The 26,497-nt window shown below is 64.8% G+C and carries 24 protein-coding genes; 16 read left to right on the plus strand and 8 right to left on the minus strand.

Features of this window, described 5'->3' with window-relative positions; all coding sequences use genetic code 11:
• The first annotated feature begins 212 nt into the window (after positions 1-212).
• Positions 213-1,682: an EAL domain-containing protein gene (locus P6U28_RS27545; RefSeq protein WP_129142574.1), complete on the plus strand. Its 1,470-nt coding sequence runs from the start codon at positions 213-215 to the stop codon at positions 1,680-1,682.
• Between the two features lie 15 nt (positions 1,683-1,697).
• Complete coding sequence (locus P6U28_RS27550) at positions 1,698-2,552, plus strand: TIGR01459 family HAD-type hydrolase (protein WP_122400981.1); 855 nt, start codon at positions 1,698-1,700, stop codon at positions 2,550-2,552.
• 118 nt (positions 2,553-2,670) lie between these two features.
• On the opposite strand, the gene P6U28_RS27555 is transcribed toward P6U28_RS27550, so the two are convergent.
• Complete coding sequence (locus P6U28_RS27555; protein WP_122400980.1) at positions 2,671-3,066, minus strand: response regulator; 396 nt, start codon at positions 3,064-3,066, stop codon at positions 2,671-2,673.
• 229 nt (positions 3,067-3,295) lie between these two features.
• On the opposite strand from P6U28_RS27555, the gene P6U28_RS27560 reads away from it, so the two are divergent.
• From P6U28_RS27560 to arfB, 7 genes are all read left to right on the plus strand, one after another.
• Complete coding sequence (locus P6U28_RS27560; protein WP_122400979.1) at positions 3,296-4,267, plus strand: bifunctional riboflavin kinase/FAD synthetase; 972 nt, start codon at positions 3,296-3,298, stop codon at positions 4,265-4,267.
• Between the two features lie 207 nt (positions 4,268-4,474).
• Entirely contained in the window at positions 4,475-7,519 is a 3,045-nt protein-coding gene (gene ileS, locus P6U28_RS27565) for an isoleucine--tRNA ligase (RefSeq protein ID WP_129142575.1), read from the plus strand.
• 10 nt (positions 7,520-7,529) lie between these two features.
• Positions 7,530-8,024: a signal peptidase II gene (lspA, locus tag P6U28_RS27570; RefSeq protein ID WP_122400977.1), complete on the plus strand. Its 495-nt coding sequence runs from the start codon at positions 7,530-7,532 to the stop codon at positions 8,022-8,024.
• 96 nt (positions 8,025-8,120) lie between these two features.
• Complete coding sequence (locus P6U28_RS27575; protein WP_162500545.1) at positions 8,121-8,843, plus strand: hypothetical protein; 723 nt, start codon at positions 8,121-8,123, stop codon at positions 8,841-8,843.
• A gap of 203 nt (positions 8,844-9,046) precedes the next feature.
• Positions 9,047-10,441: a M16 family metallopeptidase gene (locus P6U28_RS27580; protein WP_407120270.1), complete on the plus strand. Its 1,395-nt coding sequence runs from the start codon at positions 9,047-9,049 to the stop codon at positions 10,439-10,441.
• A complete protein-coding gene (locus tag P6U28_RS27585; RefSeq protein WP_129142577.1) occupies positions 10,360-11,826 on the plus strand; it encodes a pitrilysin family protein in 1,467 nt (488 codons plus the stop codon). The genes P6U28_RS27580 and P6U28_RS27585 overlap by 82 nt, the downstream gene beginning before the upstream one ends.
• A 119-nt stretch (positions 11,827-11,945) precedes the next feature.
• A complete protein-coding gene (arfB, locus tag P6U28_RS27590) occupies positions 11,946-12,362 on the plus strand; it encodes an alternative ribosome rescue aminoacyl-tRNA hydrolase ArfB (protein WP_129142578.1) in 417 nt (138 codons plus the stop codon).
• 163 nt (positions 12,363-12,525) lie between these two features.
• Here the strand turns inward: arfB and P6U28_RS27595 are convergent, their stop codons facing one another.
• Complete coding sequence (locus tag P6U28_RS27595) at positions 12,526-12,831, minus strand: hypothetical protein (RefSeq protein ID WP_122400972.1); 306 nt, start codon at positions 12,829-12,831, stop codon at positions 12,526-12,528.
• A gap of 304 nt (positions 12,832-13,135) precedes the next feature.
• Between P6U28_RS27595 and P6U28_RS27600 the strand changes: the two genes are divergently transcribed.
• Genes P6U28_RS27600 through P6U28_RS27615 form a run of 4 tightly spaced genes read left to right on the plus strand, consistent with a single transcriptional unit; the run spans position 13,136 to position 16,107 of the window.
• A complete protein-coding gene (locus P6U28_RS27600; RefSeq protein WP_164936755.1) occupies positions 13,136-13,522 on the plus strand; it encodes a cytochrome c family protein in 387 nt (128 codons plus the stop codon).
• On the plus strand, positions 13,523-13,918 hold the full coding sequence (locus P6U28_RS27605) for a VOC family protein (protein WP_122400971.1): 396 nt from the start codon (positions 13,523-13,525) through the stop codon (positions 13,916-13,918).
• Between the two features lie 44 nt (positions 13,919-13,962).
• Positions 13,963-14,511, plus strand: coding sequence for a gluconate 2-dehydrogenase subunit 3 family protein (locus P6U28_RS27610; RefSeq protein ID WP_122400970.1), 549 nt, complete (start codon positions 13,963-13,965; stop codon positions 14,509-14,511).
• Positions 14,512-14,538: 27 nt separating this feature from the next.
• Positions 14,539-16,107, plus strand: a complete 1,569-nt coding sequence (locus P6U28_RS27615) for a GMC family oxidoreductase (RefSeq protein WP_209295927.1) — start codon at positions 14,539-14,541, stop codon at positions 16,105-16,107.
• A 216-nt stretch (positions 16,108-16,323) separates the two neighbouring features.
• Here P6U28_RS27615 and P6U28_RS27620 read toward each other — a convergent pair whose 3' ends face one another.
• Positions 16,324-16,641, minus strand: coding sequence for a ribbon-helix-helix domain-containing protein (locus P6U28_RS27620; RefSeq protein WP_129142580.1), 318 nt, complete (start codon positions 16,639-16,641; stop codon positions 16,324-16,326).
• 306 nt (positions 16,642-16,947) lie between these two features.
• Between P6U28_RS27620 and mutL the strand changes: the two genes are divergently transcribed.
• Entirely contained in the window at positions 16,948-18,759 is a 1,812-nt protein-coding gene (gene mutL / locus P6U28_RS27625; protein ID WP_407120271.1) for a DNA mismatch repair endonuclease MutL, read from the plus strand.
• 1 nt (position 18,760) lies between these two features.
• Here the strand turns inward: mutL and rsmD are convergent, their stop codons facing one another.
• A complete protein-coding gene (gene rsmD / locus P6U28_RS27630; RefSeq protein ID WP_122400966.1) occupies positions 18,761-19,318 on the minus strand; it encodes a 16S rRNA (guanine(966)-N(2))-methyltransferase RsmD in 558 nt (185 codons plus the stop codon).
• Between the two features lies 1 nt (position 19,319).
• Positions 19,320-21,275: a pseudouridine synthase gene (locus P6U28_RS27635; RefSeq protein ID WP_209295926.1), complete on the minus strand. Its 1,956-nt coding sequence runs from the start codon at positions 21,273-21,275 to the stop codon at positions 19,320-19,322.
• 120 nt (positions 21,276-21,395) lie between these two features.
• Here P6U28_RS27635 and P6U28_RS27640 point away from each other — a divergent pair, with 120 nt between their 5' ends.
• Entirely contained in the window at positions 21,396-21,854 is a 459-nt protein-coding gene (locus P6U28_RS27640) for a nucleoside deaminase (protein WP_129142583.1), read from the plus strand.
• A gap of 143 nt (positions 21,855-21,997) precedes the next feature.
• Here the strand turns inward: P6U28_RS27640 and P6U28_RS27645 are convergent, their stop codons facing one another.
• Together P6U28_RS27645 and purD are read right to left on the minus strand one after the other, a co-directional pair.
• Positions 21,998-22,900, minus strand: a complete 903-nt coding sequence (locus tag P6U28_RS27645; protein WP_129142584.1) for an alpha/beta fold hydrolase — start codon at positions 22,898-22,900, stop codon at positions 21,998-22,000.
• Between the two features lie 224 nt (positions 22,901-23,124).
• Positions 23,125-24,408: a phosphoribosylamine--glycine ligase gene (purD, locus tag P6U28_RS27650; protein WP_129142585.1), complete on the minus strand. Its 1,284-nt coding sequence runs from the start codon at positions 24,406-24,408 to the stop codon at positions 23,125-23,127.
• A gap of 569 nt (positions 24,409-24,977) precedes the next feature.
• Here purD and P6U28_RS27655 point away from each other — a divergent pair.
• Positions 24,978-25,493 (plus strand): hypothetical protein, encoded by a 516-nt coding sequence (locus tag P6U28_RS27655; RefSeq protein WP_129142586.1) that lies wholly within the window; start codon positions 24,978-24,980, stop codon positions 25,491-25,493.
• A 323-nt stretch (positions 25,494-25,816) separates the two neighbouring features.
• Here the strand turns inward: P6U28_RS27655 and P6U28_RS27660 are convergent, their stop codons facing one another.
• Complete coding sequence (locus tag P6U28_RS27660; RefSeq protein ID WP_209295941.1) at positions 25,817-26,116, minus strand: transcriptional regulator; 300 nt, start codon at positions 26,114-26,116, stop codon at positions 25,817-25,819.
• Positions 26,117-26,497 lie beyond the last annotated feature (381 nt).

Raw genomic sequence — 26,497 nt, forward strand, 5'->3', positions numbered from 1 at the left:
TCTCGGGCGCGATGAGCGTGATCGCGGGTCCAGATATACCGATAGAAGCCTTTCGGCGGCGGACCGACCGGACTGTGAGACGGTCGCTATCCCCTCGAATCAACAATGATGTTAGCTTCATGCGTGCTTCGGGGAGCATGAGGCGTGACGGGTTCGGACGCGGCCCGTGTTTTCCCGGGTGAAGCAGTCAGCTCTTGAGGCGAACGCGCGGCATGATTCGCATTTCGACGATCTTCATCGCCATCTGCATGGTCCTGGTCGCGGCCTCGCTCGGGCTCGTGCTCTATTCGGTCGCCGGCATCAGCGGAACGGAATCGGCGATCGTGGCGCTGACCGCGCTGACCTTCCTGATCCTCTACAACGCGGTGTCGATGCGGCTGCGCGACCGCAGCGACGTCGGCGGCCAGATTGCCGACCTCTCGCGGGGCACTGCCGACCTCGCCCGGCAGGTGGCCGAGTTCGGCCGCCGGCTTGCAGCGCTCGAGGGCCGCATCGCCTCGTCCAATTCGACCAATTCCGACCGCGTCCAGTCGGTCATCGGCGAGATCAACGAACTGGGCGGATTGGTCAGGCAGCTCGCCACCACCGTGGCTGCCCATGAGGATCTGCTGGCCGGCAACGCGCCGGCTCCCGCCCCGGTCACGAGGCCCGAGCCGGAGATGCCGGTCGATTTGGCCGCTCCCCACGAGGAGGAGAAGCCGGTCGCCCCTCCTCCGCTTTCCGTGCCGCCGCGGCCGGCGCCGGCGATTCAGGCCCAAACCGCCAACCCGGTTCAGAGCGGCAATGGACGCAATCAGACCCAGTTGTTGGCGACGCTGCGCAATGCGATCGACGAGAACCGCATCGACATCTTCCTGCAGCCGATGGTAACGCTGCCGCAGCGCAAGGTGCGGTTCTACGAGGCGGTGACGCGCCTGCGCGACGAGCGCGACCAGCTGATCGCCGCCGAGGAGTTCATCAGCATCGCCGAAGCCTCCGGGCTGATCGGGCGCATCGACAACATGGTGATGCTGCGCTGCGTGCAGGTGCTGCGGCGCCTGATGGTGCGCAACAAGGACGTCGGCGTGTTCTGTAACGTGGCGGCCTCCACGCTCGGCAATTCCACCACCTTCACGCAATGCCTCGACTTCCTCGAAGCCAACCGCGCGCTCGCGCCCTCACTGGTGCTGGAGTTCAAGCAGTCGACGTTCCGCCATCTCGGCCCGGCCGAGACCGAGAACCTCGCCGCGCTCGCTCAGCGCGGCTTCCGCTTCTCGATCGACCATGTCACGGATCTCAGGATCGAGCCGCGCGAGCTGGCCGATCGCGGGGTACGCTTCATCAAGGTGCCGGCCGCGCTGCTGCTCGATCCCAGGCAGGCCTCGACCTCCGACATCCATCCGTCCGACCTCTCGGACCTGCTCGGCCGCTTCGGCATCGACCTGATCGCCGAGCGGATCGAGGGCGAGCGCGCCGTGGTCGATCTGCTCGACTACGACGTGCGGTTCGGCCAGGGCTTCCTGTTCGCGCCGCCCCGGCCATTGCGGCCGGAGGGGGCATCTGCTACCGCCGGGGCGCCGCCGAACCAGGCGAAAGACATTCAGGGACCTCATGGCTCCGGCACACAAAGCTCAGGCGCAACGTCTTCTGCGCCTCCACCACAACGCATCACCGGCAACGCGGCGCTCGCGCGCCGCATCTGATCGGCCGCGCGCATCATGACCACGCTGCATTTTGCCGAAGGCCTGCGCGAGCTCGTGGGCGGCGTTGACGTTGTGCTCAGCGACATCTGGGGCGTGGTCCATAACGGGCTGGAATCCTTCCCCGAAGCCTGCGAGGCGCTGCACACCTGTCGCAGCCGCGGCGGTACGGTGATCCTGATCACCAACGCGCCGCGCCCGGCCGATTCCGTGCAGCGGCAATTGCGCAAGCTCGGCGTCCCGGATGAGACCTATGACGCGATCGTATCTTCAGGCGACCTGACCCGGCTCTATGTGGCCGAGCATCCCGGCCGCAAGATGTTCTGGCTCGGTCCCGAGCGCGACAATTCGATCTATCGCGGCCTCGATGCGATGACCGCGCCGCTCGAGGAAGCCGATTACATCGTCTGCACCGGTCTCTATGACGACGAGACCGAAACGGCGGAAGACTATCGCGGCATGATGCTGAAGGCGCGCGAGCGCAAGCTGACGCTGGTCTGCGCCAACCCCGACATCGTGGTGGAACGCGGCGACCGGCTGATCTATTGCGCCGGCGCCATCGCGGAGCTCTACCGCGAGCTCGGCGGCGAGGTGATCTTCTACGGCAAGCCGCACCGCCCGATCTACGAGCGCGCCATGGCGCTCGCCGGCGAGCGGCAGGGCCATCAGATCGATCGCAAAAAGGTGCTGGCGATCGGCGATTCCGTCCGCACCGATCTCACCGGCGCGCGCGAATTCGGCATCGACTGCCTGTTCGTGACCCGCGGCATCCATGCCGAGGAGTTCGAGGGTCTCGACCAGCTCGACCCGAATTCGGTGATGGAATTGTTCGGCCACCCGCCGAAGGCGCTGATGCGCGAATTGAAGTGGTAGAAAATATCGTGCCCCGGACGCAGCTCGAAGCGCTGCAGAGCCGGGGCCAGAAGCCGCAACCGATGTCGTGAATGGACGGGGTCCCGGCGCAGCGCCGCGTCCGGGACACGAAAGCGCCTTACGCGCTCGCCATGTCCGGGAAGACCGCCTCGATCTTCGTCTTCAGCGTCGCCGCGTTGAACGGCTTCACGATGTAGTTGTTCACGCCGGCCTTCTTCGCCGCGATCACGTTCTCGGTCTTGGATTCGGCCGTGATCATGATGAACGGCGTAGTGGCGAGGTTCGGATCCGCGCGAACTTCGCGCAGGAGGTCGTAACCCGTCATCGGCTCCATGTTCCAATCGGAGATCACGAGCCCGTACTTCTTGCCGCGCATCTTGTTCAGCGCCGCCGAACCGTCGCTGGCATCATCGATATTCTCGAAGCCAAGCTGCTTCAGCAGATTCCGGATGATACGGATCATGGTGCTGTAGTCATCCACCACCAGAACCGGCATCGTCAAATCAACCGCCATCTCGACTCCCCCAACGCAAACCCAGGAATATTACGATCGGACTGCCAGGCCGGCGCCCGGCAGTTCCACGCCTCAAGCACTAGCATCGAGGCCTTAAACAGCCCGTTAACTGGGGGCCGCTCCGAAGGATTGAAATCGTGTTCAATGTCTGCCCGCCCCGCCGCTTGACTTCGCAGGGCCGGTCGCGCCACGGTCCGGGCCGGTCCTGCCCGGTTCGAGAATTCCCCTGATGGCTCCGCCTTTTACCGTTATCCGCGACACAACGCCGGATTCCGCCATTCCGAGGGGCGCCGTGGTCGCCATGGGCAATTTCGATGGCGTTCATCTCGGCCATCGCGCCGTGATTGCGGCTGCCCTGGAGATGGGCCGAGCGCATGGCCGCCCTGCGCTGGCATTGACCTTCGAGCCGCATCCGCGGCGGTTTTTCAGCCCCAACACCCCGCAATTCCGCCTGACGGACGAGCGGGCCAAGCTGCGGCTTTTGGCCGGTACCGGGCTCGCCGGCGCCGTTGTCATGACCTTCGACAAGGCGCGTGCCGGAACCAGCGCGCAAGATTTCATTCGCCATGACCTGATCGGGCGTCTCGGGGTCAGCGGCATCGCGGTCGGCTACGACTTCCATTTCGGCAAGGGACGGGTCGGCTCGCCGAGCCTTCTCGTCAACGAAGCGCCCCGGCTCGGCATCGAGGTCGACGTGCAACCGCATGTCGATATCGACGAACGGCCGGTTTCCTCCAGTGCCATCCGGATCGCCCTCGCCGAGGGCCAGCTCGACCAAGCCACCACCATGCTGGGCGCGCCCTGGTTCATCACCGGCGAAGTCATCCATGGCGAGAAGCGCGGCCGCGACCTCGGTTATCCCACCGCCAACATCCGCCTGGATGCCAATTGCGGCCTCAAGCACGGCATCTACGCGGTGCGGGTCGGCCGGGGGACCGAGCGCCTGGATGGGGTGGCGAGCTTCGGCCGCCGCCCGACCTTCGACAACGGCGCCCCGCTGCTGGAAATCTTCCTGTTCGACTTCAAGGGCGACCTTTACGGGCAGGCGCTCGACTGCGCCTTCATCGGCTTCATCCGCGAGGAGCTGAAATTCGACAGCCTGGAGGCCCTGATCCGCCAGATGGACGACGATTCCGGCCGCGCCCGCGCCATCCTGGCCGCTGCCCCGGACGCGTTTCCGAGGCTGGGCGTGATCGATTAAGGGCCGAAACCGGGCCAGCCGAACCTTTGCGCTTCCTCCGCCCCCCTGCTATGGAGAGCCCATGTTTGCGCGGCGCATCATAGGGATTAGCGGCCCGGCTTCCGCCTGAGCCTCAAGGCTCGGCGCAAGACCGGGATTTCGTCGTTTCACCCCGCGATTCCGCATCGCCCAGCCGTTCCCCGCGCCACCTCCGAGCCAGTCAGCCTCATGTCCGAAAAGCCGCAAAAGTCGCAAAAGTCTGAAGCCAAAGACTATTCGAAAACCCTGTTCCTGCCGCAGACCGAATTCCCGATGCGCGCCGGCCTGCCGCAGCGCGAGCCGGAGATCCTCAAGCGCTGGTACGAGATCGGCCTTTACGAAAAGCTGCGCGAGAGTGCGAAGGGCCGCGCCAAGTTCGTGCTGCACGATGGGCCGCCCTACGCCAACGGCAACATCCATATCGGCACGGCGCTGAACAAGATCCTGAAGGATCTCGTCACCAAGAGCCAGCAGATGCTCGGCTTCGATTCCAACTACGTGCCGGGCTGGGATTGCCACGGCCTGCCGATCGAGTGGAAGGTCGAGGAGGAGCACTATCGCAAGAAGGGCAAGCAGAAGCCCGACTTCCGCGACAGTGCCGCCATGATCGATTTCCGGAGAGAGTGCCGCGCCTATGCCACGCACTGGCTCGGCGTGCAGCGCGAGGAATTCAAGCGCCTGGGGGTGATCGGCGACTGGGACCATCCCTACGCCACCATGAGCTATCCCGCCGAAGCCCAGATCGCGCGCGAGCTGATGAAGTTCGCCGCCAACGGCACGCTTTATCGCGGCTCCAAGCCGGTGATGTGGAGCGTGGTCGAGAAGACCGCGCTGGCCGAAGCCGAAGTGGAGTACGAGGACTACACCTCCGACATGGTCTGGGTGAAATTCCCGGTGACCTCGCCAGCGCACGGTGCGCTTGCCTCCGCGAGCGTCGTCATCTGGACCACCACGCCTTGGACCCTCCCCGGCAACCGCGCCATCTCGTTCTCGCCGAAGATCGCTTATGGCCTCTACAAGGTCTCGGACGCGCCCGCGGACAATTGGGCCAAGACCGGCGACCTTCTGATCCTCGCTGACGCACTCGCTGAAGAGGTGTTCAAGCAAGCGCGTGTGACCGCCTATGAGAAGGTGCGCGACGTCCCCGGCGACACCATGGACGCGATCGAATGCGCTCATCCGCTCAAGGGCCTTGCCGGCGGCTACGAATTCACCGTGCCGCTGCTGCCCGGCGATCACGTCACCGACGATACTGGCACCGGCTTCGTGCACACGGCGCCGGGCCATGGCCGGGAGGATTTTGACGCCTGGATGGCGCAGGCGCGCGATCTCGATGCGCGCGGCATCAACACCGCGATCCCCTACACTGTCGATGAGAACGGCGCCTACACCGATCATGCGCCCGGCTTTACCGGCAAGCGTGTCATCAACGACAGGGGCGAGAAGGGCGATGCCAACGAGGCCGTGATCAAGGCGCTCGTCGACAGAGGCATGCTGCTCGCGCGCGGCCGGCTCAAGCATCAATATCCGCACTCCTGGCGCTCCAAGAAGCCGGTGATCTTCCGCAACACGCCGCAATGGTTCATCGCGATGGACAAACCTGTTGTGGACGCACCGGGCAAGCCCGGCGCTATGGACGTGGCGCAGGGCGGCAAGGCGAAGAGCGGCGACACGCTGCGCGCCCGCGCGCTGCACGCGATCTCGGTAACGCAATGGGTGCCGCCATCGGGCGAGAACCGCATCAATGGCATGATCGAGGCGCGCCCGGACTGGGTGATCTCGCGCCAGCGCGCCTGGGGCGTGCCGATCGCCGTGTTCGTGCGCGAGAAGGGCGACGGCTCCGCCGAGATCCTCCAGGACGAGGCGGTGAACGCGCGCATCGGCGAAGCCTTCGAGAAGGAAGGCGCCGACGCCTGGTATGCGACGGGCGCGCGCGAGCGCTTCCTCGGGCCCCGCGCGAGCGAGGACTGGCAGAAGGTCGACGACATTCTCGACGTCTGGTTCGATTCAGGCTCGACCCACGCCTTCGTGCTGGAAGACCCCGTGCATTTCCCGGGGCTGTCAGGCATCAAGCGCAAGGTCGACGGCGGCACCGACACGGTGATGTATCTGGAAGGCTCGGACCAGCACCGCGGCTGGTTCCACTCCTCGCTGCTGGAGAGCTGCGGCACGCGCGGCCGCGCGCCTTACGACATCGTTCTGACTCACGGCTTCACGCAGGCCGAGGACGGCCGCAAGATGTCGAAGTCGCTCGGCAACACCATCGAGCCGCAGGCCGTCATCAAGGAATCCGGTGCCGACATCTTGAGACTCTGGGTCGCGTCCTGCGACTACACCGACGATCAGCGCATCGGGCCCGAGATCCTGAAGAACACCGTCGAGACCTATCGCAAGCTGCGCAACACCGTGCGCTGGATGCTGGGCACGCTGCATCACTACAAGCCTGCCGACGCGGTCGCGCCCGCCGACATGCCCGAGCTCGAGCGCTTCATGCTGCACGAGCTCGCGGTGCGCGCCGCCGCGATCGGCAAGGCCTATCGGGAGTTCGACTACAAGACCGTGGTCGCGATCCTGTCCGCCTTCCTCAACAGCGAGCTCTCCGCGTTCTACTTCGACATCCGCAAGGACACGCTTTATTGCGATCCGCCGTCGTCACTGACGCGCAAAGCGGCGCTGACGACCATCGACCTGCTGTGCGCCTCGATCCTGAAATGGCTGGCCCCGATCCTCAGCTTCACCGCGGAGGAAGCCTGGCGCATGTACCGGCCCGACGCGGAGCCGTCCGTGCATCTGACGCTGTTCCCGACCGATCTCGAAGCCTTTCGCGACGACAAACTCGCCGCGAAATGGGAGATGATCCGCAACGTCCGTCGCGTCGTCACCGGCGCGCTCGAGTTGGAACGGGCCGCCAAGAACATCGGCTCCTCGCTGGAGGCTTCGCCGGTGATCTATGTCGCCGATCGCGCCATGCTGGCGACCTTGTTCGACGTCGATCTCGCTGAAGTCTGCATCACCTCGAACTACGAGGTGCGAGAGGACGAGGCGCCGGCAGGTGTATTCCGTCTCGATGCTGTCCCCGGCGTCGCGGTCGTGGTGGAGAAGGCGGTCGGCACCAAATGCGCCCGCTCCTGGAAGATTTCGCCGACGGTCGGCGAGGACCCTGAATACCCCGACGTCACCCCGCGCGACGCGAAGGCGCTGCGCGAATGGAAGGCGCTGGGGGTGAGCGTCTGATCGATCGGCCATGACCCCGCTCCGCGCCGGCATCCTCTCGGCCGTGGTCACGCTCGTGGCCGACCAGGCCTCGAAACTCTGGCTCCTGAACGTGTTCGACCTCGCCCGTCGCGGCGCAGTGCGGGTGACGCCGTTCTTCGACCTGGTGCTGGCCAAGAACGTCGGGATCAGCTTCGGTTGGCTCCAGAACGACGATCAGGCGGCGCAGCTCGCGCTGATGGCTGTGAAGGTCATCGCTGTGGTCGCCCTGACGATCTGGATGGTCCGATCGCACACCCGGCTTGCGACCGTCGCCCTGGGGTTGATCATCGGCGGTGCCGTCGGCAATGGCATAGACCGCTTCGTCCACGGGGCAGTGATCGATTTCGCTCTGTTCCACATCGAGATCGCCGGAAATACCTATAATTGGTATGTGTTTAACCTCGCGGATGTGGCCATCGTTGCTGGGGTGGCGGCGCTATTGTATGATTCCATCCTGGGGGTACCCGCCGCAAAAGCGCCCTGATCCCGGCCGATACGGACCGGCCGGTGGAACCCCGCTTTTGCGAGGTTGGAGCCGCGCGCGAGCGGCAATCTGCCACAATATGGAACAGGTAAAGTGATGCGCAGCGCGATGACCAGCGGTTCGATGGTGCGAGACCCCCGGTGGGGGCTTTGGCGGGCATTGAAATTGTCTGCTGTCGCACTCGGCATCGGTCTCGTCATGTCGACCGGCGCGGCCCGCGCCGGTGACGACGACGAGGAAGACGATATGACCTTCGAAGAGAGGCTTATCGACAATCTGATGTCCGGCCTCGGCGCCAAGAGCATGGAGAAGAAGGGCATCGAATACCGCGAGCGCTCGCCGCTGGTCGTGCCGCCCAACCTCGATCTGCCGCCGCCTGCGACTGAAGCCAAGGCTGCGCCGAACTGGCCGAAGGATCCCGACGAGAAGCGCCGCAAGGAGGCCATCGCCGCGCGCAAGAAGGCCACCAAAGCAACGGAGAACTGGCAAGCCGCCCAGCCCCTCACGCCCGCCGAGATGAAGGCCGGCCAGGTCGCGGCAGCGCCCCGGACAAGCAATGACCCGATCCAGCCGGGTACCAATGGCAATCCGTCACTCAGCCCCGCCGAACTCGGCTACTCTGGCGGCCTGTGGAACATGATGAAGGGTGGCAACGCCACCGAAGAGAAGAAATTCGTCAGCGAGCCGCCGCGCCAGTCGCTGGTCGAGCCGCCGCCGGGCTACCAGACGCCCTCGCCGAACTATGCCTATGGCGCCGGGCCGGACAAGTCGCGGCGGATGTACTACGACATCATGTCCGGCAAGGAGAAGGAACAATAGCGTTCCTGTCCCGTCGCTGCATTCTGAGCGACGCGAATCGAGCGTCGGCGGCTCATGTCCGCCCGACGCCATCCAAGATTGCCTATCAGTAACTTGCCTACGCGTTGAGTTCTCTGCTTCGTGACGCGAAGCCTCAGCCGCACGGTGTACCATGCCGTGCCTTCCGAGCCGGAAGATCCGGGCTCGACCTTTCACCAGGGTTCATGATGTCCTCTTACCGATCGGCTGCCTGCCTTCTTGCCGCGCTGCTTTCGACCAGTGTCCTTTCGGCCGGCGCCGCCCTTGCCCAGACCACGGTCACATCGGCCCCACCCGCCAGCTTCACGCTCGATAACGGCATGCAGGTCGTGGTGATCCCGGATCACCGCACCCCCGTGGTCACCGAGATGATCTGGTACAAGGTCGGCTCGGCCGACGAGACCCCAGGCAAGTCCGGCCTCGCCCATTTCCTCGAGCACCTGATGTTCAAGGGCACCTCGAATCATCCAGTCGGCGAATTCTCCCAGACCGTGCTCCGTGTCGGCGGCAACGAGAACGCCTCCACCTCGGTCGACTACACCAATTATTACCAGCGCGTGCCGAAAGAGCAGCTGCCGACCATGATGGAGTTCGAGGCCGACCGCATGACAGGCCTCGTCCTCAAGGACGAGAACGTGCTGCCCGAGCGAGACGTCGTGCTCGAAGAGTACAACATGCGCGTCGCCAACAATCCGGACGCGCGGCTCAACGAGCAGATCATGGCGGCGCTCTACCTCAATCATCCCTATGGCCGGCCGGTGATCGGCTGGCACCAGGAGATCGAGAAGCTCGATCGCGAGGATGCGCTCGCCTTCTATCGTCGCTTCTATGCGCCGAACAACGCGATCCTGGTGATCGCCGGCGACGTCGACGCCGCCGAAATCCGCACGCTGGTCGAGCGCAATTTCGGCGCCATTCCCGCCCAGCCCGCAATCCCGGCGCGACGTATCCGTCCGCAGGAGCCGGAGCCCGCCGCCCCACGCACCGTCACGCTGGCCGATCCGCGCGTCGAGCAGCCGAACATGCGGCGCTACTATCTGGTGCCATCGGCCACCACGGCCGCGGCCGGCGAGAGCGCGGCCCTCGACGTGCTGGCGCAGCTGATGGGCAGCGGCAGCAATTCCTATCTCTACCGCGCCCTCGTCGTCGACAAGTCGCTCGCGGTCTCCGCCAGCGCCAGTTATTCGAGCATCTCGCTCGACCCGACTCAATTCGCGATCTCGGCTGCGCCGAAACCCGGCGTCAGCTTCGCAGACGTGGAACAGGCGGTCGACGGCGTCATCGCCGACGTCGCGCAGAACCCGATCCGCGCCGAGGATCTGGAACGGGTCAAGACCCAGCTGATTGCCGAGGCGATCTATGCCCAGGACAACCAGGCCGTACTGGCACGCTGGTACGGCGGCGCGCTGAGCACGGGCCTGTCGATCGAGGACATCAGGAGCTGGCCCGATCGCATCCGCGCCGTCACCGCCGAGCAGGTGCGCGCCGCTGCGCAGAAATGGCTCGAGAAGAAGCGTTCCGTGACGGGCTATCTGATCAAGGACACCGCCACCGCCAAGCGCGAGGAGAAGCGTTCGTGACCTATTCCTTCCTTCGCGCATCACACTTCCCGCGCACGAGACATTTCGCGCTGTCCTTCGTCACCGGCGCCGCGCTTGCGCTGGCGGCGGTCTCGCCTTCGCAGGCGGCCGCAAAGATCCAGCACCTGATCTCGCCGGGCGGCATCGAAGCCTGGTTCGTGCAGGACGCGACGGTGCCGCTGATCGCGATGGAATATTCCTTCGCGGGCGGCTCGGCGCAGGATCCCAAGGACAAGCCGGGCGTCGCCAATCTGGTCGGCGACCTCCTCGACGAAGGCTCCGGTGATCTCGATTCCAAGATGTTCCATGAACGGCTCGACCGCCGCGCCATCGAGCTCTCCTTCAGCGCCACGCGCGACACCTTCCGCGGCAGCCTGCGCATGCTCCGCGACAACAAGGACGAGGCCTTCGACCTGCTCAGGATGGCGCTGACCTCGCCACATTTCGACAGTGCCGACGTCGAGCGTATCCGTTCGCAAGTCATCTCGGGCCTGCGCCGCGAGACCACCAATCCGACCTCGCTGGCGAGCCGCAAGTTCCTCGAGGTCGCCTTCGGCGATCATCCCTACAGCCGGCAAAGCAACGGCAATCTCGACAGCGTGCCGACCATCACGGTCGCCGACTTGAAGGATTATGTCGGCCGCGTTCTCGCCAAGGATGGGCTCAAGATCGCGGTCGTCGGCGACGTCGATCCGGCGACCTTGGGCAAGCTGCTCGACCACACCTTCGGTGGCCTGCCCGCAAAGGCTAATCTGACGCCAGTCCCGGACGTCGAGGCTGCAAAGCCGCCGCAACGCGCTTTCGTGCCGCTCGACGTGCCGCAGACCGTGATCACCTTCGGCGGCCCCGGCGTGAAGCGCAGCGACCCGAACTTCATGGCCGCCTATGTCGTCAACCACATCCTCGGCGGCGGCGGCTTGTCCTCGCGGCTCTATCGCGAGGTGCGCGAGAAGCGCGGCCTCGCCTATTCCGTGTTCGAATCGCTGCTCTGGATGGAGCATTCGGCGGTCTTTATCGGCAACACCGGCACCCGCGCCGACCGCGCCGGCGACACCATCGATGCCATCGAGAAGGAGGTGCGCCGCATTGCCGAGGAGGGCCCGACGCAGAAGGAGCTGGACGAGGCCAAGTCCTACCTCAAGGGCTCGCAGATGCTGGCGCTCGACACCTCGTCCAAGCTCGCCCAGGCACTGCTGCAATATCAGCAGGACAAACTGCCGATCGACTACATCGAGAAGCGCAATGCCATCGTCGATGCGGTGACGCTGGACGATGCCAAGGCGGCCGCCAAGCGGCTCTGGGGCCAGGGGCTGCTGACCGTCGTCGTCGGCCGCACCCCGCAGGCCGCCGCACAGCCGGCAGCCACGGCGCCGAAATCGAACTGACCTCCTCTCCATACGCTTCCTGAAATGGCCGGGCTCGCCCGGCCATTTGCGTTTCGCGGCAGCGCCATTGCTGAGGGCCGGCGTCCGCGGTATGTCCGGACATCACGAATGGTGCCATCATGCTGCGGATATCCCGCGATCTCGTCATCGACGAGGACGACATCGAGATCGGCTTTGTCCGCGCCTCCGGCCCGGGTGGGCAGAACGTCAACAAGGTCGCGACCTCCGCGCAACTGCGCTTCGACACCCGCAAGCTGACCTTGCCCGAGGATGCCGCGCTGCGCCTCGCCCGCATCGCCGGCCAGCGCATGACCAAGGACGGCATCATCGTGATCCACGCCCAGCGCTTCCGTACCCAGGAGCGCAACCGCCAGGACGCCATCGACCGCCTCGTCGAGATCCTCAAGGAGGCCATGGTGCGGCCGACGCCGCGCCGCGCGACGCGGCCGACCTACGCCTCCAAGCAACGCCGGCTCGAAGGCAAGAAGCGCCGCAGCGACATCAAGGCCGGACGCGGCGGCCGCTTCGACGACTAACCGGCGCGGCAGGAAACTCCGGCCGCAACGCGACCGGAGTTGTGCCGGTTGCGCCGGCGAGCCCAAAGCGCGATGAGATTTGGACGAATCGTCATCGCGCTTCAGGCTGTTGTTTTGCGCATGATCTTCCGGAAAACCGCTTCGCACTTTTCCGGATCATGCTTTAGTAACGCTTCGACGGGGCTGCGCCGCCTGTGGTGGAATCGTCGGCTGTTCCCTTGTGCGCAGCGCTCCCCGTGGTGCCGACCGTGCCCCTGGTGCCCTTGGTTGATTTCATGCCGGTCTTCTCGCCCGCTGCGCCCGGCTGAGCGTTCATCTCCTCGTCACCGCTGCCCATGGTGCCGCCTTGCATGGGTTTGCTTTGCACCGTGCCGCCTGTCTTGGCGGGTGGCGCGCCTTGCGCGAGAACAGGCGTCGCAACGAGAGCCGACAGAGCGCATGCGATCATCGAGGTCTTCACCAACTTCATCCATTTCTCCTGGATTTTTTCGCAATGAATGGCTCGGCGGCTCCCTGCGCCGCCTCGTCTGCACCGGACCATTGCATCGCGTAGAGAGTTCAAGCGGCGCGACCGTCATGCAATGCGCATCATGTGGTGAACGTTTAGGGATTTGACGGCGCTTTCGCGGAATTGTGCTCCGCATATAAGGCAGCGCGGAGCACCACACGCCACAAGCATCGACGCGCGTAGCGACACAGCCCGCTACTACCACCGCATGTTTGGCCGCGCCTAGTGTTTGCGCACGTCGATGCAGTTGGGCGGATTCTTGACGATGCGCGTGGTCGTGCTGGGATTGTGCACCGCGATGGTGCTGTTGGTCAGGGTTGCCGACGCGCAGATGCCGTTGCCGGCCACAAGGCCGCCGGACGGTGCCACACTGTTCAAGCAGCAATGCGCGGTGTGTCACACCTTGAGCCTGTCGGAGCCGATGCGGCAAGGCCCCCCTTTGGTCAAGGTCCTGGGCCGTCCCGCCGGCAAGGTCGAGGGCTTCCATTATTCGGACGGCCTCGCCAAGGCTGATTTCACCTGGGACGAGACCCGGCTCGATGCGTGGCTGGCCAATCCGCAAGCCGTCATTCCCGGCGTGGTGATGGTCTACCGGCAGGCCAAGCCCGAGACGCGCGCCGCCATCATCGCCTTTCTCAAGGAGCAGAACTGAATGGCAAAGCCGATCCATTCCATGATCCGCGTGCGCGACGAGGCGCGCTCACTCGACTTCTACAGGCGCGCCTTCGGCCTGGAGGTCGCCGACCACCTGAAATTCGCGGATTTCGCCCTGATCTATCTGCGTCACCCCTCCTCACCTTTCGAGGTGGAGCTGACGGTGAATTTCGATCGCAAGGAGCCGTACGTGCTCGGCGATGGCTACGGCCATCTCGCCGTGGTGGTCGAGGATCTCGATGCCGAGCATGCTCGCTTCGAGCGCGAGAGCCTCGCACCGGGGCCGCTGCGCGACTTCAAGCACGGCGGCAAGACGCTGGCGCGCTTCTTCTTCGTCAGCGATCCCGATGGCTACAAGATAGAGGTGATCCAGCGAGGCGGACGCTTCGGCTGATCAAATCACAAGAACCAAATCACAAAAATCCACGGAGGAATGCCATGAGAGAAATCGATCGTCGAAGCAAGCAAAGCCGCCGCGTCTTTCTCAAGGGCGCGGCGACCGCTGTGCCGGTCGTCGCTGTCGCGACCAGTATCGCCACCAGCATCGGGGATGCCTGGGCCGATGATGCCACCACGCTCTCGCCCGCGACGATGAAGACGCTGCTGAAGGTCGCGCGCGACATCTATCCGCACGATGTGCTCGGCGACAGCTATTACATCACCGCAATCAAGCCCTGGGACGGCAAGGCGGCGAAGGATCCCGCCGTCAAATCGCTGATCAGCGACGGCATTGCGCGGCTCGATCAGAACGCGCGCGACCGCCACAAGGTGCCTTATGTCGAAGTGCCCTGGGAGGCCGACCGCGTGGTGCTGCTGAAGGAGATCGAGCAGAGCGACTTCTTCCAGAAGGTGCGCGGCGATCTCGTCGTCTCGCTCTACAACCAGAAGGAGGTCTGGCCGCGCTTCGGCTACGAGGGCTCCTCCGCCGAGCACGGCGGCTACATCAATCGTGGCTTCGCCGACATCGATTGGCTGCCGAAGGCTTAACGCACCCAACGGTTCAGGAGAACGCATATGGCCAAATTCGATCTGAACGACTCCAGCGTTGTGGTGATCGTCGGTTCCGGAGCCGGCGGCGGCACGCTGGGCAACGAGCTCGCGCAAAAGGGCGTCAAGGTTGTCATCCTGGAAGCAGGTCCGCGCATCGAGAACCAGGATTTCGTCAACGACGAGTGGGAGAGCTTTTCCCAGCTCGCCTGGTCGGACGCGCGCACCACGTCGGGGACGTGGCGCGTCGCCAAGGACTTTCCCAATCTTCCTGCCTGGATCGTCAAGGCGGTCGGCGGCTCCACGGTGCATTGGGCCGGCGCCTCGCTGCGCTTCGATGAGCACGAGTTCAGGGTCAAGAGCACCTACGGCAACATTCCTAGCGCGAACCTCCTGGACTGGCCGATCACGCTTGCCGAGATGGAGCCATGGTACGCCAAGGCCGAGAACAAGATGGGCGTGACCCGCACCAACGGCATTCCCGGACTTCCCGGCAACAATAACTTCAAGGTGCTGGAGGCCGGCGCAAAGAAGCTCGGCTACAAGACCGTGCACACCGGCAACATGGCGATCAACAGCCAACCGCGCGACGGACGCGGCTCCTGCCAGCAGATCGGCTTCTGCTTCCAGGGCTGCAAGTCCGGCGCGAAATGGTCGACGCTCTACACCGAGATCCCCAAGGGCGAGGCGACCGGCAATCTCGAAGTGCGGCCGAGCAGCATGGCGGTCAAGATCGAGCATGATTCCAGCGGTAAGGTGACCGGCGTCGTCTACGCTGACGAGAGCGGCGCCATGCAGCGCCAGAAGGCGCGCATCGTCGCAGTCGCCGGCAATTCGATCGAGAGCCCGCGGCTGCTGCTCAACAGTGCCTCGACCATGTTCCCGGACGGTCTCGCCAATTCATCGGGACAGGTCGGCCGCAACTACATGCGCCATATGACCGGCAGTGTCTATGCCGTGTTCGAGAAGTCGGTGCACATGTATCGCGGCACCACCATGGCCGGCATCATCCGCGATGAAGCGGCCAACAACCCGAAACGCGGCTTCGTCGGCGGCTACGAGATGGAGACGCTGTCGATCGGCCTGCCCTTCATGGCGGCGTTCCTCAATCCCGGCGCCTGGGGACGTTCGTTCACGTCAGCGCTCGACGGTTATCCCAGGATGGCCGGCATGTGGCTGGTCGGCGAGGACATGCCGCAGGAGACCAACCGCATCACGCTCGACCCTGTCGTCAAGGACAAGTTCGGCCAGCCGGTCGCGAGCGTGCATTTCGACGATCATCCCAACGACGTCGCGATGCGCGCGCATGCCTACAAGCAGGGCGCTGCGGTCTACGACGCCGTCGGCGCCACCGTGACCTATCCGACGCCGCCCTATCCAAGCACGCACAATCTCGGCACCAACAGGATGAGCGAGAAGCCGCGCGACGGCGTCGTCAACAAGTTCGGGCAGAGCCACGATATCAAGAACTTGTTCGTCTCCGACGGCAGCCAGTTCACCAGCGGCGCGGCCTGCAATCCGACGCTGACCATCGTCGCGCTGGCGATCCGGCAGGCGGATTACATTGCCGGGGCGATGCAGAAGAAGGAAATTTGAGGCCTGATAGACGAACCGCTCTCCTCCGTCATTGCGAGCGAAGCGAAGCAATCCAGCGGAAAGATTCTGGATTGCTTCGTCGCAATTGCTCCTCGCAATGACGATGTGGAGGGAGAAGCCCGGATGGAGCGCAGCAATCCGGGACCACCGCCGCTGGTGGCACGAATCCCGGATTGCGCTGCGCTCCATCCGGGATACGCGCCTTTGTTGGGATAGCTATTCGGCCGCGTCGAGGATGGGCGCAACGGTTGCCTTGAAATCCTGGACTGGTGTGATGCTCCGGGAGCGGTAGATCAGGCAGGAGCACCGCAGCAGCGATGCGAAATTATTGACCTCGCCGTGATGGTCGAGCACCTCGTTGTAGAGCGTGGTCAGGAACTTGCCGAGGCTCATGCCCTCCTTGGCTGCGATCTCCTCCAGAGTGTCCCAGAACGCCATCTCCAGCCGAATCGACGTGCAGTGCCCACCGATTCTAAGCGAGCGGGTCTGGGATTCGTAGTCGCGTTGAGGCTGGTGCGCGAAGAGATGGCACATGGCGTCCTCCCGTCCTGTTGCCATTTTTTCACGATGCTACACCGCGGCCCGGCACCCCACAATCACGACAGTAGCCCGCAAGTGGCTTCATCCGGACTGCGCGATTTTCTCGAACGCCCAATGTCTTCAATGTGATAGGCATCCCTCTTCCCCAGGCCGCCACGCGGCTGTTGCCCAACGCATGCTTTTGACGCAACACGGCCTAGAATGGCGCCGACAGCGAATCCAAGTCAGAGCCCAAGTCAGAGCCCCAAGTCAGAGCCCCCAAGTCAGAGCCCCCAAGTCAGAGCCCCCAAGTCAGATTCCATGCCCGTCCGCCAATTGCCAGAACAGCTCGTCAACCGTATCGCCGCCGGCGAGGTGGTGGAGCGTCCGGCGAGCGTGGTGAAGGAACTCGTCGAGAATGCCATCGATGCCGGCGCGAGCCGGATCGACGTCTTCACCGATGGCGGCGGGCGGCGGCGGATCGGCATCACCGACGATGGCAGCGGCATGACCGCGAAGGACCTCGCACTCGCCGTGGAGCGCCACGCGACGTCCAAGCTCGATGACGAGGACTTGCTGCAGATTCGCACCCTCGGCTTCCGTGGCGAGGCCCTGCCTTCGATCGGCTCGGTGGCGCGGCTGTCGATCACGACACGCCATGCCACCGAGCCGCATGCCTGGGCGCTGTCGGTCGAGGGCGGCGAGAAGTCCGAGATCATGCCGGCGGCGCTGGCGCATGGCACCCGCGTCGAGGTTGGCGACCTCTTCTATGCAACACCGGCACGGCTGAAATTCTTGAAGACCGACCGCACCGAGGCGGAAGCGATCCGCGAGGTGGTGCGGCGCCTTGCCATGGCGCGGCCCGACATCGCCTTCACGCTCGCGGGCGAGGAGCGCGCGCCGGTGGCCTGGGCGGCCGCCCTGCCCGGCGCCGCCGGGCGGCTGACGCGGCTCGGCGATATTCTCGGCGCTGAATTCCGCAGCCGCGCCATCGAGGTCCATGCCGAGCGCGAGGGCATCGTGGTTGCCGGCTATGCCGCGGCTCCCGCGCTGACCAAGGCCAACGCGCTCGGCCAATATCTCTTCGTCAACGGCCGACCGGTGCGCGACAAGCTGATCCTGGGCGCCGTGCGCGCCGCCTATTCCGACTATCTGCCGCGCGACCGCCATCCGGTGCTGGCGCTGTTCGTCACGCTCGATCCGCGCGAGGTCGACGCCAACGTGCATCCGGCCAAGACCGAGGTGCGTTTCCGCAACGCCGGCCTCGTCCGCGCGCTGATCGTGCACGGGCTGAAGGAAGCACTCGCGCGCGAGGGCCGCCGCACCGCCGCCAACAGCGGCGAGAGCGCGCTGTCCTCATTCCGGCCCGCGTTCACGCCGCCGCGCCCGGCGAGTTGGGACTGGCGGACCTCGCCATCCGCCCCGGTCGCGCCGATGCCTTTCGAAGGCTCGGCTGCGCCGGCTTTCGCGGAGCGCGCGCAGGCGGCGTTCGATGTCGGTGCACCCAGCGCGGACGTGCGGATCGAGGCGCAGCCGGTGGCCGACCTCGTCGACCGCCCGCTCGGCGCGGCGCGCACCCAGATCCACGAGACCTACATCGTCTCGCAGACCCGGGACGGCCTGATCATCGTCGACCAGCACGCTGCGCATGAGCGCATCGTCTACGAACGGCTCAAGGCTTCGCTCGCCGCAAACGGCGTGCAGCGGCAGATCCTGTTGATCCCCGAGATCGTCGAGATGGACGAGGCGACTGTCGAGCGCCTGCTCGAACGCAGCGAGGAGCTGGCCTCGTTCGGCCTTGCCATCGAATCCTTCGGCCCCGGCGCGGTTGCGGTCCGCGAGACGCCGTCGCTGCTCGGCAAGACCAATGCCGTCGGGCTGCTTCGCGATCTCTCCGAGCACATGGCCGAATGGGACGAGGCTCTTCCTCTCGAACGCCGCCTGATGCACGTCGCCGCCACCATGGCCTGCCACGGCTCGGTGCGCGCCGGCCGCAGGCTGCGGCCCGAGGAGATGAATGCCCTGCTTCGCGAGATGGAGGAGACGCCGAACTCCGGCCAGTGCAATCACGGCCGCCCGACTTATGTCGAGCTGAAGCTGAGCGACGTGGAGAAGCTGTTCGGACGGAGGTGAGTTAAGCGTCTCGCTTCAAAAACACGAACTCCGTATCGTCGTACGCGCGCCGCTCCAATTCCTCAAAACCCTCCGGCGTCACGAATTGCGCGGCCTTGGCCTCCTCCACCACGAGCAACGCGCCCGGGGTGAGCCAGCCGCCGTCGCGCAAGGACGCAAGCGCCTTCTCCGCAAAGCCCTTGCCATAGGGCGGATCGAGGAACACCAGCGAGAACGGCTCGACGGGATGCGCGGGCCCGAGATCGGTCGCGTCGCGACGATAGACTTTGGTGACGCCGCCAAGGCCCAGCGACTCGACATTGTTGCGCAACAGCGCGCGCGCCTCGGCGCCATTGTCGACGAACAGCGTGAACTTGGCACCGCGCGAGGCCGCCTCGATGCCGAGCGCGCCGGTGCCGGCGAAGAGATCGAGCACGCGCGCATCCGCAATCGGATCGTCATAGGCGTGCACGAGGATGTTGAACACGGATTCTCGCAGCCGATCCGCCGTGGGACGGATGTCGCGCGAAGACGGTGAGGCGAGATTGCGCCCCTTCAGGCGACCGCCGACCACGCGCATGCTATTCATCCCGCGGCGTCAGGTCGCGCTTGCCGTGATAGCCGCGCTTGGGACGGCGCGGCGGGCCATAGCCGCTCGCTTCCATCTCGTTGCGCTCGCGCGCCTCCTCGCTGCCGGTGCGCTGCACCAGCACGCGGCGGCCCTTGCGGTCGCTGATGACCGCGCGCTTGCTGGCGGGCTTGTTCTCGCGAGGCGCATCGCCGCCGCCCGCAGAGGATTTTTGCGGTACGTCGAACTGCGCGCCCGACTTCTCGATCACCTTCTCGCCGAGCTGCTCGCGCAGCACGCGCGAGCGGATCTCCTCGACCTGGCCTTCCGGAATCTCCCCGAGCTGGAACGGGCCATAGGAGACGCGGATCAGCCGGTTCACCTCGAGGCCGAGATGGGCGCAGACATTGCGCACCTCGCGGTTCTTGCCTTCGCGGATCGCGAACACCAGCCAGACATTGGCGCCCTGGTCGCGTTCAAGCGTCGCCTCGATCGGACCGTATTTGACGCCCTCGACCTCGATGCCGTTCTTGAGCGCGTCGAGCTGCGCCTGGGTGACGTCGCCATGGGCGCGGACACGGTAGCGGCGCAGCCAGCCGGTGTCCGGCAGCTCGAGCGTGCGCGCGAGGCCGCCGTCATTTGTGAGCAGGAGCAGGCCTTCGGTGTTGAAGTCGAGCCGGCCGACGCTGATCAGCCGCGGCAGGCCTTCGGGCAGATTGTCGAATACGGTCGGGCGCCCCTCGGGGTCGTCATGCGTCGTCATCAACCCGCGCGGCTTGTGGTAGAGGAACAACCGCGTGCGCTCGCGCTCCGGCAACGGCTTGCCGTCGACCATGACGACGTCGTTCCGGGTGACGTCGAGCGCCGGCGAGTTGATCACCCTTCCGTTGACGGTGACGCGGCCCTGCGTGACCATTTCCTCGGCGTCGCGGCGCGAGGCAAGGCCCGCGCGCGCCAATACCTTGGCGATGCGCTCGCCGGCCTTCTTCGGCTTCGGCGCGTCATCGCGGCGTGGCCGGCCCTCGAAATCACGATCGCGCTCGCGATAGGCGCCGCGACCGCCGAAGGCCGGGCGCTTCTCGAAAATCCTGCTGTCGTCCTCATTGTCGCGGCGCGGACGATCGCGGAAACGGCCCTCGCTGCGCGGATGCTCCTGCCAGTCCATGCGGCCTTCCGGCCGCTTCTCGCGCGAGCGATTGAAGCGCGGACGATCGTCACCGGACCGCTCCTCGCGCGGGCGCGAGAAACGCGGGCGATCATCACCCTCTTCCCGGCGCCGGGAGAAACGCGGACGCTCATCGCCATGGCTACCTTCACGCCGATCGTCGCGCTGACGCCAGGGCTTCTCGTCGCTGCGATCGCGGCCGCCGAAATCCTTGTCGAAGGACTTGCGCGGACGGTCACCACCCGGGCCCGCCTCGCGCTTCTGCCACGGCTTGGAATCGTCCCGCTCGCGCGGACGATCGCCAAAGCTGCGCTTGCGGTCGCCGCCCTCGAAGTCGCGCTTGCGATCTCCCGGGTCGCCCTTGCGATCCCGGAAGTCGCGGCCGCGGCCAAAATCCTTGCGCGGCCGATCCGAACCGCCACGCGAGAACTTGCGATCCTCGACACGCCGCTCGCTTCGCTCGCCACGTGGCGCGCGCTCGTCACGGTCGAAATTCGGACGATCGCCGCGCGGCTTGAACGGCCGGTCGCCACGCGGCTTGAAGCTGCGCTCCTCGCCGCCGCGGTCCTCGCGCTTGAAGCGGGGACGATCACTGAACTCGCGACGCGGGGCATCGCCCTCATCGCGACGACGGAACGGGCGGCTGTCGCGGTCGCCGCGGGACGGGCGGCTGTCGCGAGCGCCCTTGCCTTCGAACCCGCGCTTGGCGAATTTCTTCTCGGGGCCGCGCGGCTTGCCGCTGCGGCCTTTGGCCGGGCCTCGCCGGCCGCGGGAATCGTTGTCTTTGTCGCTGTCGCGAGGCATGAATGATCTCACTTAGGGGGTCGCGCGAGGAGCATTGCGCGCGCTCGTTCGGAGCCGCATGCTCAGGCAAAACCGGTATCCACTCTTGCTGAAGGCGGAGCTAGTAGCAGGTTTCTGGCGATGATACGAGGCATGAAAGCCCCTTCTTTCATGGATTTGGCGCTTCTGGCGGCCGAAAATGCCGGAAAATCGGGCGAAGTTCCGATCGGATGCGTGGTGGTCCGCAAGTCCGAGGTCGTCGCCACCGCAGCCAACCGGACGCTGACCGACCACGACCCCACCGCCCATGCCGAGATCATCGCGCTGCGCGAGGCAGCGAGCAAGATCGGGAGCGAGCGCCTCGTCGACTGCGACCTCTACGTGACGCTGGAGCCCTGCACCATGTGTGCGGGCGCGATCTCCTTTGCAAGGGTCCGCCGGCTCTATTACGGCGCCGCCGATCCCAAGGGCGGCGCGGTGGAGTCGGGCGTGCGGTTCTTTGCCTCGCCGACCTGCCACCACGCGCCGGACGTCTACTCCGGCGTCGGCGAGAGCGAGGCGGCGCGGCTGCTCAAGGAGTTTTTCCGGGAGCGAAGGTAAGGGGTCTCTCCCCGCCATTGCGAGCCACCGGGTCCGTGCGAAGCGCGGCCCGATGACAGGCTCAGCGAAGCAAATCCAGGGTCTTTCCGCGGAGACGGACTGGATTGCTTCGTCGCAAGGGCTCCTCGCAATGACGGTGTGGCTCAAGCCGAGAAAAACTCGCGCAACGCCTTCGCGGTGACGTCCGGGTTCTCCTCGGTGAGGAAGTGCCCCGAGTCCACCGGCATGCCGTCCACGTTGGTCGCCCATTGCTTCCACGTCTCCAGCGGCGTGGCGGCGGCTTGCGCGACGCCGGCATTGCCCCACAGCGTCAGCATCGGGACCGTGATCTTCTTGCCGGAATCGAAATCGGCCTTGTCGAGGTCGTAGTCGAAATAGGCGCCGGCGCGGTAGTCCTCGCACATCGCGTGCACCCGGGCGGGATCACGGAACGGGGCGATGTAGTGTTCGAGCGCGCGCGGGTCGATCGCGTCCAGCGTCTTCGACTTGGTCTGGCTCGCCATCTTGAAGCGCAGGAAGAACTCGCCATTGCCAGAGATCAGCGTCTCCGGCAGCGGATAGGGCTGGGCCAGGAAGGTCCAGTGATAGATCTTCAAGGCATAGGCGCGGTTCATCCGCTCCCAGTAATTATAGGTCGGCAGGATATCGAGCACGGCGAGCTTCGAGAGCCGGCCGGGATGGTCGAGCGCAAGGCGATAGGAGACGCGGCCGCCGCGGTCGTGGCCGGCGAGCGCGAAGTGCACGTGACCGAGACGCTCCATCGCCTCGACCATGGCTTTCGCCATCGCGCGCTTGCTGTACGGGATGTGCAGCGCATCGCTTTCGGGCATGTCGGACCAGCCGTAGCCCGGCAGATCGGCGATGATCAGCGTGAAATTGTCGGCAAGCTCCGGTGCCACGCGGTGCCACATCACATGCGTTTCGGAGAAGCCGTGCAGGAGCAGGAGGGGCGGCCCGCTGCCGCCGACGCGGGCGAAGATGCGGCCGAAGGAGGTGTCGATCCATTCGGCGGCAAAGCCCGGATAGAGGTCGGCGAGATCGGACATCTTCTTGCATCCTTATCTGGTCAGTCGCGGAGCCGGCCCGACAAACAAAAATGTCGAAAACGACCCCATGCACAGTAGCGGTATTATATGCGGGGCTGCTAACCCCAACAGGCAATTGGATATTTCTGGCGTGTCGATGTGGCGGCGCGGTGGCGAAAATGTCGAGATTCCGGATCGGCGCGTTCGGCACGCCGTCCGGAATGACACCTCAAGTCTTGGCCTTCTCAAGTCTTGGCCTTCTCCGCATCGACCGCCTGCCAGCCGATGTCGCGGCGGCAGAAGCCTTCCGGCCAGTCGATGCGGTCGACGGCCTGGTAGGCGCGGGCCTGCGCTTCCGTCACGGTCGCACCGAGCGCGCAGACATTGAGCACGCGGCCGCCATTGGCGAGGATCGCGCCGTCCTTGGCAACCGTGCCGGCGTGGAAGATCTCGACGCTCTCGACCTTGGCGGCCTCCTCCAGCCCCTGGATGCGCGTGCCCTTCTGGTAGTCGCCGGGATAGCCCTTGGCGGCCATCACCACCGTGAGCGCGGATTCCGGATACCAGCGCAGATCGAAATGCTTCAACTCGCCGTCGCAGGCGGCGAGCAGCGCCGGCACGATGTCGCTCATCATGCGCAGCATCAAGACCTGGCACTCGGGATCGCCGAAGCGGACGTTGAACTCGAACAGTTTCGGGCCCTGCGTCGTCAGCATGATCCCGGCATAGAGCACGCCGCGGAACGGCGTGCCGCGCTGCTTCATGCCTGATACCGTCGGCAGGATGATCTTGGCCATGATCGCGTCGTGGATCCCTGGCGTCACCAGCGGCGTCGGCGAATAGGCGCCCATGCCGCCGGTGTTGGGGCCGACGTCATGGTCGAACACGCGCTTGTGGTCCTGGGCAGAGGCCAGCGGGATGGCAGTCTCGCCGTCGCAGAGCGCGAAGAAGCTGATCTCGCGGCCCGGCAGAAACTCCTCGATCACGACCTCGGTGCCGGCCTCGCCAAAGGCGCCCTCGAACATCATGGCGATGGCATCCTCGGCCTCGCGCAAGGTCTTGGCGACGACGACGCCCTTGCCGGCGGCAAGGCCGTCGGCCTTGATCACGATCGGCGCGCCCTGGCTCTGCACATAGGCGCGCGCGTCCTGTGCGTTGGTGAATCGCTCATAGGCACCGGTCGGAATGCCGAACTCGGTGCAAAGCGCCTTGGTAAAGCCCTTGGAGCTCTCGAGCTGCGCCGCCGCCTTGCTCGGGCCGAACGCCTTGATGCCGGCCGCAGTGAGATCGTCGACGATGCCGGCCGCCAGCGGCGTCTCCGGCCCGACCACGACGAGTTCGACCGCGTTCTTCTTGCAGAAGTCGATCACGGCGGCATGGTCGGCGACATCGAGCGCCACGCATTCCGCCTCGCGCGCGATGCCGGCATTGCCGGGCGCGCACCAGAATTTGGTCACCAGGGGAGAGGCCGCGATCTTCCACGCCAGAGCATGTTCGCGGCCGCCGGAACCGAGCAGGAGAATGTGCATCGAAGGCTCAGAAATGAGGGGTTTTGCTGGGGGCGGAGGTCGCACGAATCGGGGCGGGTGTGAAGGGGGGAGGCGCTCCGGATTCGATCTCCGCTTTCGGCTGAGTAACGGACATTGCTGAAAGCTCGACGCCGTAACGAACGTTAGGTCAATTTTGTACAAGTCGAGCGCGCTTTATGATTGCGCTTTCAGGAGCACTCATCGATAGATAGTCGGGAAGAATGCAAGAGGTCTTGCCGGGCTCTTAAGAGGGACGGAATGTAGGAATGCCGACAGCCACTGGAGACGGGATTATCTTCGGACCCGATGATGACGGGGTCTCCTATATTTCCCTGTATTATCATCGAGGTCTTCCCACAGCTCAAAAGAGCACGTGGCTGGATGACGTACCTCCACCCGAAGAATATGGCATCTTCTGCGGCTGCTTTGCTCCCTTATGGAGGGATAAGGGCAATTCGCTCAACGATGTACGACTGGCGTCATTGCTGTTTGGGGAAAGGTGCGAAGCTTGAAGTTGCGCTGCACACACGTTGCGGCAACTGGTATGCGGACTTGAAGGAGGACGACTGATGGCTCTGAGTGAACGAATGAAGATCCTGCAAGACGCAATGTCCGAATACAGCGACATGACGGTTAAGAGCTTCCGGACCATCGAAGCGCTTGGAGATGCAATCGTGCAGCACTTGCCAATCTATCTAGGTGAAGGGTCTGAAGCACGGGGCGTGCCGCCTGAAGGCGAGTTTCAAGAGGAGGCGGGCGACTACCGAGGTGCAAAGTTCAGTACCCACGTCAAAGGGACCTTGACGTTAGCTCCTATCCAGATGGGTGTTGCAGTGGGCATTCCGCGTACAAGCGGTAACGGTAAGTTCTGGCCGCGCGTGGTGCTAGAATTTGAGATGATAGGCGATGCCATAACAATCAGAATTGGCGATAGCCCGCGAGCGCTGCGAGGCATTCCCCTCGATTTCGGCGAACAGGACGTCGAACGGGTCTGTGAGGAGATTCACGAGTACATAAGAGCGGTATTGGAGAGCCCCGTCAAAGTCGCAACTGCGGTGACCAAAGGGAAACTTGGTTTCATCTAGTCGCACGCGCGGGAGAACGGCACTCATGGAAGTCACCTTCGGTGGCAGCGAATTGACGGACCAATGACTCCCGACTTCGATGCGATGAACGAAACTGACGTGCGAGAAATCATCGTGGAATTACGGTGACAGTGCACACAATACATAAGGCTTGGATGCTCGATAGCAGTCGATCATTGAGAGCATTGTCACTGCAATTCCGAAATCCCTCAGGGGAAACGGTCCGAACTCTCCACATTCAATTCGCCCGTCGTTCCGGGGCTCGCGCCCAAGGGGCGCGCCCCGGAATGACGAGAGGAAACGCCACGGAATAGCGAGGCTGGCTAAACCTGCTTCCCCGCAATGATCTCCTGCGACGTCGCCACATGCCGCGCGAACGCCCCGCGCCCCGCCGCCGTGGCTGCCACCGTGGTCTGCGGCTTCTTGCCGACGAACGCCTCCTCCACGGACGCATAGCCCGCCTTCGCTAGCGTCTCTATATGCGCGCCGAAATTGCCGTCGGTGGCGCCGGTGAGCTTTTTCAGGCGCGCGAACTCCAAACCGGCCGACACGAGCAGTGCGTTCAGCGCCGCCATGATCTTGAGCCGCAGCGGCTGGTGGATGATGTCGTCGAGCTCGGCCATCAGACGCCGCATCCAGAGGCCGCCGAGGACCAGGTCGCCGCCGTTGACGAAGGCCATCCAGAGCGGGAAGGCGTCGCCGATGTACAAGAACCCAATCAGGGTCAGCGCGGCGATGCCGAGGCCGATTGCCAGGAAGGCAGCCTAGCGAAACCCATCACACGTGTTCCTCGAAGCATCCGTAAAGCTAATCGACCGGGCGCCACCCGCGGTTTGTCGTCACTTGCACGGATGACAGCCGCGATGACGGAGCAGGAATAGGAAAGCAATGGGTTTCTCATGAGCTCAACTCATCCTACGAGCTACACGTTCCGGGCCAACCCCGTCACCCAGCAGTTTGAGATGTGCCGGCCGGAGGTTGACAAACCTCGAGCCTATCACTTC

This window comes from Bradyrhizobium sp. STM 3561, from assembly GCF_045571455.1.
Classification (GTDB): Bacteria; Pseudomonadota; Alphaproteobacteria; order Rhizobiales; family Xanthobacteraceae; genus Bradyrhizobium; species Bradyrhizobium vignae.